Below are 15,772 nucleotides of genomic sequence, written 5' to 3'. Positions count from 1 at the left end.
CATGAAAATAAAGCACAATATCATATCTCTGACCGTCACGGCACTTTTACTTTTAAGCTGTGGGAAAAAAGAAACGCCTGCAGAAAAACCAGAAGTGAAAACTGAAAAAGCTGAAGCAGGTCATGAAGAAGCACCACAAACTATCGCTTCACTAACGGAAGATCAGATCAAGTCCGTCGGGATATCTTTAGGTCCCATCGAAATGAAGGAACTTACTTCCACCGTGAAAGCCAACGGTCTTCTGAGAGTTCCCAATAATAATAAAGCGACGATCACCTCTCTGTACGGAGGAGTGATCAAAACGCTGAACGTACAGGTAGGAAGCATTGTAAAAAAAGGACAGGTCATCGCAACTATTGCAAATCCTGAATTTATCCAGTTGCAGGAAGAATATCTGACGACAAACAGCAGAATTACCTATGCAGAGCAGGAATACAGAAGGCAGCGTGAGCTTTTTGATAATGATGCAGGCGCCAAGAAAAATCTGCAGAGTTCAGATGCTGAACTTAAAACCCTGAGAACGAAAAAAGCTTCCCTTTTGAGACAGCTTCAGATGATGGGAATCAGCCCGGGGAAAGTAAATAATGGCAATATGAGATCCGGATTGGTTATTACTGCACCAATCAGCGGAACTGTAAGCAGTATTTCGGCACAGATCGGAAGTTATGTAGATGTTTCATCGCCTGTGGCGGAGGTTATCGACAATAATTCTATCCACCTTGACCTGCAGGTTTTTGAAAAAGATCTTCCTAAAATGCGAGTTGGGCAGATTGTGCATTTCAAGCTAACGAATAATCCTGAAACTGAATATGACGCTATGGTGTACAGCGTAGGATCTTCTTTTGAAAACGAAAGCAAGACGGTTTCAGTACACGGCACAGTAACCGGAAATAAAGCAGGTCTCATCGACGGAATGAATATCACCGGAATTGTCAGTCTTGATAAAAATACAACGCCAGCTGTTCCTAATGAAGCCATCGTAGAAGCAGACGGAAAATACTACGTCTTCATCCGTACCGATAAAAAACCGGAGGAGCATGAAGAGGAAGAAGGTGGAGACGATCACAAAAATGAAAAAGGAGAAGCTGCCGAACATAAAAAGACTTTGAATTTTGAAAAAGTAGAAGTGATAAAAGGGACATCAGATATGGGCTATACAGCCATTACGCCTGTTAAAGGAATTCCTGCTGATGCCAGAATCGTAGTGAAAGGAGCTTTTTTCGTGAATGCTAAACTTTCCAATTCCGGCGGGCATGAGCATTAAAATAAGGAAATGATAATCGATTTATAGAAACTGGCCGGAAGAACTACCGATTTTTATGCCTAAATTAGAGGTGTTTACGGTACATTTTCAGGGTAAGAATATAAAAAACATTCTAATATATCATTCAGTTATGCTGTTAAACAAGAAAATATCCATCTGGTATTTCATCCGTGAAATAAAAACCCAGATCCTGTATATGGGAATATTTGCTGTATCCATAGGATTATTAGACCTTCTCCCATGGTTCCGGAAAATTTCACTTCCCCTTAATATTCCGGCTCTTTTGGGAACGGCTGTATCATTGCTGCTGGCGTTCCGTACTTCCCAGTCCTACGAAAGATGGTGGGAAGCCCGAACCGTCTGGGGTGCCATAGTGAATGACTCAAGAACGCTGATGAGGTTGGTCATCCAGTTTTTCCCGGCAGGAGAAGATAAGATCATCAAGGAATTTGCAGAAAGGCAGATCATCTGGACGTATGCTCTTGGTGAATCACTGAGAAGACAACCTTTTTCAGACAGAGTTCGGAATTATCTGGATCAACATCAGATCAAAGCCACCAATGTTCCGAATGCACTTCTGGATGCCCATTCTCAACAGCTCAGAGATATCGCTTCTTCGAAAGGTTTAACAGACTTTCAGCAGATGCAGCTGAACGATATCATCACCAGACTCTGCGACAGTATGGGAAAATGTGAAAGGCTGAAGAATACAGTATTTCCAAGGTCGTACAGTATTTTGCTGCATACCTTAATCTATGTTTTTGCGGCCATCCTTCCTTTTGGACTGGATGATGGACAGCTGGCTGTTGAGATTATCATTACGTTCCTGATTCCGGTGATGTTTCTTGCGATCGAGAAAACATCTATTATCATGCAGGATCCTTTTGAAAACGGACCTGTAGATACACCTGTGACCTCATTGGCACAGACCATCGAAATTAATATTAAACAGATGACAGGAGATCAGAACATTCCTGTCAAAAAAGATAATTCTTTGTATTACGAAATGTGATCCACTAAAATTTCAGAAAAACATGGAAGAAATAAAAGCACAGACAGGTTCACCGACCAGCAGACATAAGAAGAATCTGCTTTTTGTCCTGGTGCTGAGCGGAACCTATATGATCGCTGAGGTAATCGGCGGCCTCGTTACCCAAAGTCTTGCCCTTATGGCAGATGCCGCCCATATGCTGACCGATGTGGTGGGCTTGTTTTTGGCATTTATTGCCATCAAAATAGGAGAGCGGAAGGCAGATGCGTCTAAAACATTCGGGTATTACCGGACAGAAATATTGGCAGCCGTAATCAACGCTGTGGTATTACTGGGTATTTCCGTGTATGTATTGTACGAAGCGTACCAAAGATTTCAGAATCCTCCGGCAGTCCAGAGTAAAACAATGTTGATTGTAGCAGGAATAGGACTTGTAGTCAATATTATCGGAATGATGATCCTTAGAAAAGATTCAGAAGGAAGCCTGAATATGAAAGGTGCTTATTTTGAAGTGCTCTCAGATATGCTTACTTCCATCGGAGTCATGATCGCCGGAGTTATTATGCTGACAACGGGTTGGTACTATGCAGACCCGATCATCTCCGCTGCTATTGGTCTTTTGATTTTTCCGAGAACCTGGCGTTTATTGAAAGAAGCAGTTAATGTATTACTGGAAGGGACTCCCAAAGATGTGGATATTCATCAGCTGCGCCAATCACTCGAGGAAGTTCCCGGGGTGAAAGATGTTCATGATCTTCATGTATGGTCATTGACGTCCAGCGTAAACGCGATGAGTGCGCACATTGTAAGAAATAACAGAACGGCTCAGAATCCATTGCTCAAAACTTTGACGGAAGTGACCACTGCAAATTTTAAAATCAGTCATACTACCTTTCAGATTGAAGAGGAAGGCTATGAAGAACAGGAAATGCATCTTTAAAAATTAATTGAAGAAATGAAAAAAGATATAGAAACCAAACTCATCGATAAAAATACCAAGCCTACCAGCATGCGAATTCTGGTGTATGATTTTTTGAGTACCCAAGAAGCTGCACTCTCCCTTTCGGAAGTGGAAAATCATTTTGACAATGCAGACAGAACGACGATTTACCGGACATTGAAAACGTTCGAAGAAAAAGGAATTGTCCACAGCATACAGGAAAATACCACCACAAAATATAAATTATGCGATGAGGGCTGCGATGAGAAAACCCACAAAGACTGGCATCTGCATTTTTATTGTAAAATATGCAAACAGACCACCTGCAGAGAAGATATTTCCTTCCCGGAAAATGTTCAGACCAATTTCAGAATAGATGAAATAAGACTTTTTGCCAAAGGAATCTGCGAAAACTGTCTTGAAAGTTTGCAATAGTATTGCATCGTGTATAACTCTAATTTTACATCAAAATAGTATTTATGGAAGAATGTTGCAGTACAAAACCGAAAAAGAAAGAACAGCATACGCATGATCATTCAGAAGGAGACGGGCATGACCACTCTCACGATACAGGAGACAAAACACCTTTCCAGATGTTTCTTCCTGCCATCATCTCATTTGCGCTGTTGCTGATAGGAATAGCATTAGACAATTATATAAAAACAGAATGGTTCACAGGTTGGGTACGTTTAGTCTGGTATCTGGCAGCTTATGCTCCCGTAGGTCTTCCGGTTTTAAAGGAAGCGTATGAAAGCATTATCAAAGGAGATGTATTCTCAGAATTTTTTCTGATGGGAATCGCTACAGTAGGTGCATTTGTGATCGGGGAATATCCCGAAGGTGTGGCCGTAATGCTTTTCTATTCCGTAGGAGAAGTATTCCAGGGAATGGCGGTTTCAAGAGCCAAAGGAAACATCAAAGCCTTGCTGGATCAGCGTCCTGATGAGGTGACGATCATTGAAGCCAGTCAGCCAAAGACCATTAAAGCCAAAGAAACCAAAATAGGAGATATCATCCAGCTGAAGCCGGGAGAAAAACTGGCCCTTGACGGTGAACTGATAACTGAGTCAGCTTCATTCAATACCGCAGCGCTCACCGGTGAAAGTAAACCGGATACTAAAACAAAAGGAGAAGCTGTATTGGCCGGTATGATCAATATGAACAGCATTGCTCTCGTAAAAGTAAATACCGCTTACGAAGACAGCAAGCTGAGTAAAATTCTGGAACTGGTTCAAAACGCCACCGCGCAGAAAGCCCCGACCGAATTATTCATCAGAAAATTTGCAAAAGTATACACCCCGATTGTTGTATTTCTGGCCATAGGAATCTGTCTTCTGCCTTATTTCTTTGTTGATGATTATCAGTTCAGAGACTGGTTGTACAGAGCCTTGATCTTCCTGGTAATCTCATGTCCTTGTGCACTGGTGATCTCCATTCCTTTAGGATATTTCGGGGGAATTGGAGCAGCAAGCAGAAATGGAATTCTGTTTAAAGGAAGTAATTTCTTAGACAGTATCGCAGAGATCCAGAATGTGGTGATGGATAAAACCGGAACCATGACGGAAGGCGTTTTCAAAGTGCAGGAAGTAAGCATTCAGCCTGAATTCAATAAAGACGAAATCCTAAAACTGGTTAATGTACTGGAAAGCAAAAGTACACATCCGGTAGCCACCGCAATTCATAATTATGCAGGTGAGATTGATCATGCTATTCCTCTGGAAAATGTGGAAGAAATTGCAGGACATGGTTTAAAAGCTTCAGTCAATGGAAAAGAATTACTGGTTGGTAATTTTAAGCTGATGGATAAATTCAATATCAGCTACGATACCAACCACGCCAATATTGTCTACACACTTATTGCCATAGCTTATGATAAAAAGTTTGCAGGGTACATCACCATTGCAGACAGTATAAAAAGCGATGCCAAAGAAACCGTTGACAACCTGCACAGAATGGGCGTAAAAGCCACTATGCTCAGCGGTGATAAAAGTACGGTTGTTAAATATGTGGCAGACCAACTGGGCATCGACAGTGCTTTTGGAGATCTCTTACCGGAAGATAAAGTGAATAAAGTAAAAGAAATCAAAGCGAAAAATCAAACCGTTGCTTTTGTCGGTGATGGGGTGAATGATGCTCCTGTAGTGGCACTCAGCGACGTAGGAATTGCCATGGGAGGACTTGGAAGTGATGCTACGATTGAAACCGCAGATGTCGTTATCCAGGATGATAAACCAAGCAAAATCCCAATGGCGATCAATATAGGTAAACAAACCAAAAGGATCGTTTGGCAGAATATTGTTCTTGCCTTTGCCGTAAAAGCAGTCGTCTTAGCACTCGGAGCCGGAGGTCTGGCAACGATGTGGGAAGCCGTATTCGCTGATGTAGGAGTAGCGATGCTGGCGATTTTAAATGCGGTGAGGATTCAGAGGATGAAGTTTTAATTAGGGATAAGGGTGTAGATTATAGGTAGCAGGTAGCAGGTGCCAAACAATAGCTTCTAGGATAAAGCGATCCAATATTAGAATTCCAGAATTTTATCGGAGATAAAATCCTTGCGCCTTAAAACATCCTTTTTGTAATCCCTTTTGCGTCTTTGCGATAAAAAACACAACATCATCCATTTAAAAATAAAAACACCCAAACCTTATAGGTTTCCAAAACCTATAAGGTTTTTTCATACACAAAAAAGAATCTGCAAAATCACCACAATCCGCGAGAGCAAACTATCATAACAATAAGAAACCTCATTTTCCCTAATCCCTACTTTCCAAAATAATCAATGACATTCATCATAAATAATCCATAAACCCAATTTGAGTAGTATATTTGTACAACAGAACTGATCATTGAGACTTTTTATATCCATATTCATCATTTTTACCATTGCATTACGACCTGTTTTGCCATTGGTGAACTATGCCGTGAACTATGATTATATTGTAAAAAATCTCTGTGAGAATAGAAATATTCCTCAGTCTACGTGTAAAGGGAAGTGCTACGTAAGCAAAGAACTGGCGAAAACTGAAAAACAGTCCAACAATTCCCAGGTCATCAAAATATCCGTTCTGGATGTTTTTGTTTCTTACGATACCCTTTCATTTTTAGGTCAGAAAGAATCTGAGCCTGAAGATGAGGCTATACATTCTGATTATAGTCTTGATCATCATTCGGAATATTTTTCCAGAATATTTCATCCTCCTTTAGCTTAATTATTCAACTATTCTTTTAGTTTTTTTTCTCAAAGTGTCTTCGTTTTTTATGACCTGATGTTGTAAAAGCGGTGCTGATCTTTGTGTTAAAAATTAATTTACACATTCATAATACTATCAATTTCAATCGACCATTACAATGAAATCAAAAATTATTTTGACTGCACTATTGTCAGTTTCATTATTCGCCTGTGGCCAGGAAACCCCTAAAGTAAAGCATAAAAAGAGCACGGCCTCTTCAAAATCAACGGTTAAAAAAGTAAAATTTGCCAATGCGGAAGACCCTATCTGTCACATGAAAACAGAAGATGATATGAAAGATACGGCAGTCTATAAAAATAAAACGTACGGTTTTTGCAGTAGTCTATGTAAGGACGAGTTCAAAAAAAATCCTGAGAAATATGTCCAAAAATAATAAGACCAAAAACGGAGCCAAGAGAAAGGTAATCATTCCGATTGCGATTTTCGCTCTGCTGTTTCTGGGAATAGGGGTTGGAATGGGATATTTCAAGAAGAATCTGTATACCGTAATGAAGGTTCCCGATTTTGAACTCACCGACCAGAATAATAAAAAAATCACCAATAAAGATATGCTGGGAAAGGTATATCTGGTAGAGTTTTTCTTTAGCAGATGTCCCACGATTTGTCCTGTGATGAACCGGAATATGAGATTTATTGAAGATGAGGTCAACAGTCCTGAATTCGGGATCATTTCAATAAGTATAGACCCGGAAAATGATACACCTGCCGCATTGAAAGAACATGCTAAAAGTGTCGGTGCAAAATCTCCGGACTGGCATTTTCTTACCGGAGACAGAGATTATATCGGAAAACTGGCAGACCAGTTCAATATCTACGTGGGAGATAAGGAAGACGACAGCGAAAGTCTTAACCACAGCGGAATGATCGCTTTGGTGGATAAAGAAGGAAATATCCGTTGCAGATACAATAAAGACAATATGCCCATCCTGTATTACTCAGGATTGAATTATGAAGATCCGGAAGGGAAAACTCCGAAACTTAACGGAAAGTATCATCCCGACAGAGAGATATTGATCGAGGATATTAAGAAATTATTGAAATAGAGTAGGGAAAGGAAGATGGAAGAATGAAGCTGAAAGTTAATGATGAGGATAATGATCAATGATGGTCATTGATGTCAATGATTAAAAGACCAATGAAATTGAGATCATGGAGTAGAGGAGTCTTCATGCAGAAGATAATGACAGGATAATGATCGATGGAACTCATGAATGCAGAGGGTTAAAAAGATGAGATGAAGAAATGTAGATGAAGTATAGTCGTCTTCAAACAGAAATGTCTTCGCGCTTCCATCGTCCTGCTTCCCTTCTATAAATAAAAAAATATTGTTAAACCATAAAACAAAACGTTATGAAGATTTTGAAAGTAGCAACTTTAAGTGCCGTAGTGGCAGCGCAATTTGCCTTCGCGCAGTTTAAGCAGAACCCGCTTCCTTATGCCTACAATGCACTGGAAGGTTCGGTAGATGCACAGACGATGGAAATTCACTATTCTAAGCATGCTGCAGCCTATGTTGCCAATTTGAATAAAGCGATTGCCGGAACGCCACAGGAAAAACAAACGCTTTTCCAGATCCTTTCAGGAGTTTCTAAACTTACACCAGCGGTAAGAAATAATGCAGGTGGACATTACAACCACGAGCTTTTCTGGACGGTTCTTACTCCTGTAAAAAATACGCAGCCTTCTGAGAAACTGGCTAAAGCGATTACGGAAACTTTCGGAAGCATGGACGCATTCAAAGAAAAGATCAGCAAGGCAGGTGCAGACCGTTTCGGTTCAGGATGGGCTTGGCTTTCTGTGGATAAAAACGGAAAACTATTCGTGTCCTCTACAGCCAATCAGGATAACCCTTTGATGGATGTAGTGGAAGAAAAAGGAACTCCAATCTTAGGAATTGATGTTTGGGAGCACGCTTATTACCTGAAATACCAGAACAAGAGAGCAGACTATCTTACTGCCATCTGGAATGTGCTGAACTGGAAAGAGGTAAGTAAAAGATATGATGATGCGATAAGCAAAAAATAAAGATGAATTTAATTTGCAGCATATTCCTCACGCTTTATATGGTGTTCAGGCCTCTGATCCCACTGGTGGAGTATGCTGTAAATTATGATTATATCTCCACCACTCTTTGTATCAATAAAAGTAAACCGGAACTTCACTGTAACGGAAAATGTTACCTGAGCAAAGAACTCGCAAAAACAAATGATTCTGATTCTTCGCCTTTAAACAAAACCAAAAATTCAGGACAGAAAATTCTCGATACCTGCACACTCCCTGAAATTACAGAAATCAATAAAGCGGAAAGTTTCCTTTCTGTACACTTCAATTTTCCCTACGAAACAGCCTATTCTTTTCTGTTTCTCAAACACATTTTCAAACCACCGGTTTTTTAAGTTCAATTTTAATCTTTACCGACCACAAAAACATAAGAACTTTCTTAAGAAATTCGTCATACCTGCTATTTTAAAGTTAGGATGTAAAATCGAAAATTCTAAAAAGCTTAAGTGTTCTTCTATGCAGTTTTTCAATTCACTTTAAATAACTGAAGTGTCCAATAGCTTGTGTCTTAGGGGTGATATTTTTCACCAAAAACTGCACAGATTTTCACAGATATTTGCGCCTCTTATTCGGGATCAAAAATCTTTGATTTTTTTTAAAAACTTAAGTGAACTTCTTATTCAAAAGTCTTTCAACTCAAATAACTAAAGTGTCAAAAAAGCTTTTGAGCCTTTTGTGGTTAAAAAATGAATGTTCATCCATTCAAAAACCTTTCTATTTTAAAAATTCAATTTAAAAAATCAAAATGAAAATTTATAAATTTTTATCATTACTCTGTATTGCGTTTAATTTATTCACTTTATCATCATGCCGAAATAGCGATGATGACGATTCACAGGATACTTCAACCGGAAACCTTCAGATCAAATTTGAAAACGGATTCAATAACCTGGGGAATATCGTACTTAACCAAACTGTACAGACTTCAGCAGCAGGACAGAAACATAATTTCTCCGCTGTAAAATATGTTATCAGCAACATCACACTGATTGACGAAGGCGGAAATGAATTCAAATACAATGAAAATAATCCTGATAAAGGGGCTTTCATCGTTGATCAGGCAGATGCCTTTGCTGGAGTTGTTTACCTTGATCTGAACGGAATTCCGAAAAATAATTATAAGAAAGTAAAATTCGGACTGGGGATCAGTCAGAAGGCTTATCTGTTGGGACAAAACGGTCAGGCAGAATTCTGGACGAAAGCCAAGCAAAAAGGAATGTCATGGTCATGGGCAGCCGGTTACGTTTTTGTAAAACTGGAAGGGAAATATGGAACGGCTTCCGCAGATACAGAATTTATGAATCACACCGGAAATATGGGGAATGTAACGGCTAATAATACGCCGGATCTTTACCGGGAAATTACGTTGAATCTTCCGACAACCGCCAGAGTAACGGCTCAGGTAAGACCTTCCATTCACATCCTTGCAGATTTCAACCAGTTTCTGAGCGGAAGTAAAATACTTTCCCTTACTACAGAAAATAATATGATGATGGGATCAAGTCAGCACTTGGTGGATGTTACCAATAACCTTACTGCAATGTTTAAAGTAGATCATGTTCATAATGATTAGGATTTTATTAAAAACAATGCTGCTGGTCATTACTTTTCTGAGCTGTTGGTCCTGTTCAGATGAGGTAATGCAGCCGCTGGAAAAAGATGAGGCCTATTCATTGCAGTTCCCGTCGTATTTTCCGGAAATGACGTTCGATGCATCCGGTAATCCGGTGACTAAAAACGGAGTAGAGCTGGGTAGGAAATTATTTTACGAAGGCAGGCTTTCCAGAAACAATACCATATCGTGCGGTTTCTGTCATATTCAGGAAAATGCTTTCACGCATCACGGCCACACGGTTAGTCATGGAGTGGACGACAGAATTGGAATCCGTAATGCACCACCCATTCAAAACATGGCCTTCCTGAAAAGATATATGTGGGACGGCGTGATCCATAATCTGAATGAACAGCCCATTATTCCGATCACGGATGCCAATGAAATGGACAGTTCAATGCCGGAAGTACTTTCTAAATTAAAAGATGATCCGACGTATAAAAAACTCTTCATGGCAGCTTATGGTGACGAAAATATGACTGGTGAAAGAGTTTTAAAAGCGCTGTCACAGTTTATGGTCAGCATGATTTCCGCAGATTCCAAATATGACAGGGTTAAACAGGGAATAGAAAATTTCACTTCTGAGGAATCCCAGGGATTGGCTCTTTTTACCCAGAAATGTGCTTCCTGCCACAGCGGAGAATTATTTACCGATGAAAGTTTCAGGAATACGGGGATGTATTACAATGCCCAGTTCAAAGATGCGGGCCGTCACCGCGTGACCCTTGACCAGAATGATTGGATGAAATTCCGGGTACCAAGTCTAAGAAATGTAGAATATACCGCACCCTATATGCATGATGGGAGATTTTACACGCTGAGTGCAGTTCTTAATTTCTATTCAGATAGTGTGGAAGACAATTCGAACCTGGATCCGCAGCTGAAACAGAACGGACATATCGGAATTGCTATGAATACGCAGGAAAAGCAGTTTGTCATCGCCTTTTTAAAAACCTTATCCGATAAAAACTTTATTTCTAATCCAAAATTTGCAGAATGAGCATCATGAACATGAAAAACATAATTTTTATACTGAGCCTGACATTATCATTAGCCTGTCACGCTAAAACAATCAACGACAGTCTGTATATCGCAGATCCTATAAATAAAATTGTATTGGATGATTGCGATGCGTGTGGCTGTGCAGCAGGAAACGGATCTTCCGGTTTTGAATCTTTACTGAATCCTCAGTTTATCGGGATCAAATATTTTGCCCAGCATTATAAAGCTAAAGAAAACCTTTTTGTAAAAGATCTCACACAGGATCAGTACTTCAATACCCTGCAGGTTTGGGGGAAAATTCCACTGACAGAAAAGCTGAGTGTATACGCCAGCCTGCCATTTCATTTTCATGAGAAGAAAACCATGCAGGGCGATATCAACATTAATGGGATCGGAGATCTGAACCTGATGGGAATCTACCGGATCATCAGTTCTAAAGATAATTTTCATCAGCTCAACGGTGGTCTGGGAGTGAAAATTCCTTTGGGAAAATTTGATGAAAAAGGTGCTTCCGGCGTCAACCCAAGTTTTCAATTGGGAACCGGAAGCTGGGACTATCAGGCCGCTTTGAATTATAAGTTTCAAAAGAATAAGCTGGCTGTGCTGATCAACACAGATTATACCGTAAAAACTGAAAACAAAAAGAACTACCGTTTCGGAAACCAGTGGAATTATGCTGCAACGGGTTTTTATCAGCTCGCAGGAAATGAAAAAACTATTTTCTCTGCCAAAGCCGGACTTCAGGGCGAAGTCTATGATAAAAACAAACAGTTTGACGAAGTATTGCCCAAAACAGCAGGAAGCGCTTTATATGGAAAACTCGGTTTCGAAGCTTCCTATAAGAGGTTCAGCCTGGGTGGGGAAGTCATGCTGCCTGCTTATTCCAATCTGGCAAGCGGTGACATTGAAGCAAAATCCAGATTCAGTGTCTTTATCAATTTTGGCATTTGATCTCATTGATGTTGAAATCCGGATGACGCAGGATGCAGAAGCCATCGGTTATTATTGACAATAATTTACCGTTAATCAACCTTATAGATTTCTACAATCTATAAGGTTTTTTATAATTTAGGTTTCACTAATAAATGAGGGACGAGGTCTCTTGCACGCATAGATTTCAGTAGAATTATTTTTATGATGCTGGAAATTAATTCATTATGTAGTGTATTGCATGTGTTAATAATTTTCTATCTTTGCCGCAATCTGGTGCGCTGTAAAAAGCACTTAAAAGGGAATCCGGTGAAAATCCGGGACAGACCCGCTGCTGTAAGCTCCACATCAAAGTTTTTGAAGAGTATATCCACTGTTTTTTAATGGGAAGGATTTCAAAAATGGAGTAAGTCAGAAGACCTGCCAGAGGATGAACGTTTGATGCTTTCGTGGAATAAAGCTTAGGACAACAAGGATGCTGTACAGTAGAAGCTGTGCTTTATCTTTGCTATCTTATATCCATTAGCGTCAATATTATTCTCAATGAGCTAATGGTCAGAAAATTTACGGCTTCACAGTTTAAAAAAGGCGTTATCACATTATTTGTGGCAGCATCTCAACTTCTATTCTCGCAATCCGGAGATACCATCCGGGAGAAAACGATTCTTCCTATCCAGCTTTACAAAAAAGATTTTAAAGAAATTCTTCCTGCACAGGTACTTTCCGGTGAACAGCTTGAAAGGCTGAACAGTCAGTCGGTGGCTGATGCGTTACGGTATTTTTCAGGAGTTCAGATCAAAGATTATGGCGGGATGGGCGGCCTGAAAACGGTGAATATCCGGAGTATGGGAAGCCAGCATGTGGGTGTTTTCTATGACGGTATCCAGCTGGGAAACGTTCAGAACGGAATCGTGGATCTTGGAAAGTTTTCACTCGATGATCTTGAAGCTATTTCTTTATACAACGGTCAGAAAAGTGAAATTTTTCAGCCCGCAAAGGACTTCGGATCTTCCGGATCAATTTATCTGCAACCTAAAATACCTGTTTTTAAAGGAGATCAAAAGACCAACTTAACGGTAAAGCTGAAGTTAGGCTCCATCAGTTTATTGAATCCTTCCTTCCGTGTGGAACAGAAGCTTTCAGAAAGAATTTCGGCAAGTTTCAGCTCAGAATTTGTACAGAGCGACGGACTATATAAGTATCAATACGAAAAGAAAAACTCTGACGGATCTGTTGCCAATGATACGATTGCCAGAAGATATGATTCTTACATCCGGGCTAAACGTTTTGAAACCAGCTTTAATGGTTCTGTTAATAATGGCAGCTGGAGCGTACGAGGTTACGGCTATATTTCGGATCGAGGAATTCCTACCGCCGTTGTCAATAATGATTTCGGGCCTAAAGGACAGCAGATGCTGGATGAAAACTATTTTGTCCAGGCCAGTTTCAGGAAAAAGCTCTTTCCGAAGTTTGAAACTCAGGTTAAAGCCAAGTTTGCCTATGACTACACAAGATTTTTAGATACGGTGAATGTGGCGACAACCGTTCTGCCGATAGATAATTCTTATGTTCAGAGAGAGCTCTATTTTTCCACTTCCAATATTTATTCTATTGCTCAAAACTGGGATGTAAGTGCAAGCTTTGACTTTCAATATAATAATCTCAATGCCAGTCTAAGAGATTTTTCATATCCTACAAGATATACTTCACTCGTTGCTTTTGCTACGACCTACCAGTGGAACCGTTTTAAATTTTTAGGAAGCCTTCTCGGAACTTTTGTTCATGAAAATGTAAAAAAGAACGCGAAATCTCCTGATAAAACCGAATGGACTCCTTCTGCATTCCTGAGCTATCAGCCTTTTGAATCAAATGATTTTACGATAAGGACTTTTTATAAAAGAGTTTTTAGAATGCCGACTTTTAATGATCTGTATTACACGATGATCGGAAATACGATGCTGAAACCTGAGTATACCAATCAGTATGATGTGGGTTTTACGTATCAGAAACTCTATGATAACAGGGTTTTTAAAGGAATTTATTTGAAAGTGGATGGTTATTATAATGAAGTCGAGAACAAGATTATTGCGGTACCTACCACCAATCTTTTCAGGTGGATGATGGTGAATCTGGGTGAAGTGAAAATCATTGGGGCAGACGTGAATGTTCAGGCAGAATTTGATATCAATAAAGTGAAACTGAAACCTTTGGTAAGCTATACCTATCAGCGTGCCGGAGATTATACGGATAAAAGTGATGACTATTACGGCGACCAGATTTCCTATGTGCCATGGCATGCATTAACCTTTACTATGATGGCAGACTATAAAGACTGGAGTTTCAATTACAGTTTTATGTACACCGGAGAGCGTTATGATGCACAGCTGAATAACATCAGAGCCAATTATCTGCAGCCGTGGTATACCCATGACTTATCTGTTCAGAAAAAATTCAACTGGCATTCCCATCAGGTCAAAGCCGGTTTTGAAGTCAATAATGTCCTTAATCAATACTATGATGTGGTCCGGAATTATCCGATGCCCGGAAGAAATTTTAAACTTATTGTAAGCTTTACATTATGAAAAAACTCAACTTTTGCCTGCTGGCTTTTACCCTTTTATTCCTGTTCTCCTGCCGGACAGATGATTACGTAGTTCCCTCGGAACAAAAAGAGGTAAGTACCGGAGAAGATACCCCCATCAAAGGTTTTTATCTTCTGAATGAAGGAAATATGGGGAGCAACAAGTGTACACTCGACTATTTCGATTATGCAACAGGAACGTATCACAAAAATATTTACGCAGAGATCAATCCAAGTGTGGTTAAAGAGCTGGGTGATGTAGGAAATGACATCATGATCTACGGAAGTAAAATGTATGTAGTGGTCAACGTTTCCAATAAAATTGAAGTACTGGATGCCAAAACAGCCAAACGAATCAAAACCATACAGCTTCAGAATTGTCGCTATATGTCTTTTAAAGGAAATAAAGTGTATGCAAGTAGCTATGCGGGGCCTGTTGAATTAAATCCAAATTCTCCCCCCGGTAAAGTAGTAGAAATTGATACCACTTCACTGACTATTCAAAGACAAGTTGTAGTAGGATACCAGCCGGAAGAGATGGAAATTATAGGCGATCAGCTTTTTGTAGCCAATTCCGGAGGATATATGTTTCCGAATTATGATAAGACCGTTTCTGTTATCAATCTCAACAGCTTTACAGAGACCAAAAAAATTGATGTAGCTATCAATCTTCATCGCCTTCAAAAAGACCATTACGGAGACCTTTATGTGAGTTCCAGAGGTGATTATTACAATATTCCATCCAGCTTATTCCTTGTGGATGCCGCTACCGGAACGGTGAAAAAAGACTTTCATGTGGCAGTGAGCGGAATGACGATCGTCAATGACAAGCTGTATTATTACGGAAATGAATTTAATTACAATACCCATACTTACGTCAAGACCTTTGGAATCATCGATGTAAAGACCGAGCAGGTTATTGCCAATAAAATGATCGACCAGCAATATGTGGACGAGATCAAAGCACCTTACGGAATTGCGGTAAATCCTTATTCTGAGGATATTTATATTACAGATGCCAGAAACTATGTCACCACCGGCTACGTATACTGCTTCGATAAGAGCGGAAAATTCAAATGGAAAACCGAAGGTGGGAATATTCCTGCTCATTTTACTTTTTTATATAAATAATCAGATTGG

The 15,772-nt window shown here is 39.8% G+C and carries 15 protein-coding genes and 1 riboswitch; all 15 genes read left to right on the top strand.

The features are described from left to right. The first annotated feature begins 1 nt into the window (after position 1). The 15 genes from BW964_RS10845 to BW964_RS10775 all read left to right on the top strand — a co-directional run bounded on the left by BW964_RS10845 (position 2) and on the right by BW964_RS10775 (position 15,763). Entirely contained in the window at positions 2-1,264 is a 1,263-nt protein-coding gene (locus tag BW964_RS10845; RefSeq protein WP_076507100.1) for an efflux RND transporter periplasmic adaptor subunit, read from the top strand. A gap of 130 nt (positions 1,265-1,394) precedes the next feature. Next, positions 1,395-2,276, top strand: coding sequence for a bestrophin family protein (locus BW964_RS10840; protein WP_076507905.1), 882 nt, complete (start codon positions 1,395-1,397; stop codon positions 2,274-2,276). Between the two features lie 22 nt (positions 2,277-2,298). Next, entirely contained in the window at positions 2,299-3,195 is an 897-nt protein-coding gene (locus tag BW964_RS10835; RefSeq protein WP_076507098.1) for a cation diffusion facilitator family transporter, read from the top strand. Positions 3,196-3,210: 15 nt separating this feature from the next. Further along, positions 3,211-3,630, top strand: coding sequence for a Fur family transcriptional regulator (locus tag BW964_RS10830; RefSeq protein WP_076507097.1), 420 nt, complete (start codon positions 3,211-3,213; stop codon positions 3,628-3,630). Between the two features lie 44 nt (positions 3,631-3,674). After that, positions 3,675-5,636, top strand: coding sequence for a heavy metal translocating P-type ATPase (locus BW964_RS10825; RefSeq protein ID WP_076507095.1), 1,962 nt, complete (start codon positions 3,675-3,677; stop codon positions 5,634-5,636). A gap of 405 nt (positions 5,637-6,041) precedes the next feature. Next, on the top strand, positions 6,042-6,404 hold the full coding sequence (locus BW964_RS10820) for a hypothetical protein (protein ID WP_076507094.1): 363 nt from the start codon (positions 6,042-6,044) through the stop codon (positions 6,402-6,404). A gap of 139 nt (positions 6,405-6,543) precedes the next feature. After that, positions 6,544-6,819 (top strand): YHS domain-containing protein, encoded by a 276-nt coding sequence (locus BW964_RS10815; protein WP_076507092.1) that lies wholly within the window; start codon positions 6,544-6,546, stop codon positions 6,817-6,819. Continuing rightward, positions 6,806-7,489: an SCO family protein gene (locus BW964_RS10810; protein WP_076507091.1), complete on the top strand. Its 684-nt coding sequence runs from the start codon at positions 6,806-6,808 to the stop codon at positions 7,487-7,489. The genes BW964_RS10815 and BW964_RS10810 overlap by 14 nt, the downstream gene beginning before the upstream one ends. Before the next feature lie 307 nt (positions 7,490-7,796). Next, complete coding sequence (locus BW964_RS10805) at positions 7,797-8,471, top strand: superoxide dismutase (RefSeq protein ID WP_076507089.1); 675 nt, start codon at positions 7,797-7,799, stop codon at positions 8,469-8,471. 2 nt (positions 8,472-8,473) lie between these two features. After that, entirely contained in the window at positions 8,474-8,842 is a 369-nt protein-coding gene (locus BW964_RS10800) for a hypothetical protein (protein ID WP_084175804.1), read from the top strand. Positions 8,843-9,252: 410 nt separating this feature from the next. Continuing rightward, entirely contained in the window at positions 9,253-10,080 is an 828-nt protein-coding gene (locus tag BW964_RS10795; protein ID WP_084175801.1) for an MbnP family protein, read from the top strand. After that, on the top strand, positions 10,073-11,119 hold the full coding sequence (locus BW964_RS10790) for a cytochrome-c peroxidase (RefSeq protein ID WP_076507086.1): 1,047 nt from the start codon (positions 10,073-10,075) through the stop codon (positions 11,117-11,119). Before BW964_RS10795 ends, BW964_RS10790 begins: the two co-directional genes overlap by 8 nt. Before the next feature lie 11 nt (positions 11,120-11,130). Further along, positions 11,131-12,072 carry a transporter gene (locus tag BW964_RS10785; RefSeq protein ID WP_076507902.1) on the top strand — a complete coding sequence of 314 codons (942 nt, stop codon included), beginning with the start codon at positions 11,131-11,133 and terminating at the stop codon, positions 12,070-12,072. Between the two features lie 236 nt (positions 12,073-12,308). Next, positions 12,309-12,493, top strand: a riboswitch (cobalamin riboswitch). A 109-nt stretch (positions 12,494-12,602) separates the two neighbouring features. After that, the gene (locus tag BW964_RS10780; RefSeq protein ID WP_084175794.1) at positions 12,603-14,633 is read left to right on the top strand and encodes a TonB-dependent receptor plug domain-containing protein; all 2,031 of its coding nucleotides are present in this window, start codon (positions 12,603-12,605) and stop codon (positions 14,631-14,633) included. Continuing rightward, complete coding sequence (locus BW964_RS10775) at positions 14,630-15,763, top strand: YncE family protein (protein WP_076507085.1); 1,134 nt, start codon at positions 14,630-14,632, stop codon at positions 15,761-15,763. Before BW964_RS10780 ends, BW964_RS10775 begins: the two co-directional genes overlap by 4 nt. Positions 15,764-15,772: the final 9 nt, after the last annotated feature.

Source organism: Chryseobacterium shigense, from assembly GCF_900156575.1.
Taxonomy (GTDB): Bacteria; Bacteroidota; Bacteroidia; order Flavobacteriales; family Weeksellaceae; genus Chryseobacterium; species Chryseobacterium shigense.
Note: the sequence above shows the minus strand (reverse complement) of the source record. Positions and strands in the feature narration are given on the sequence as shown.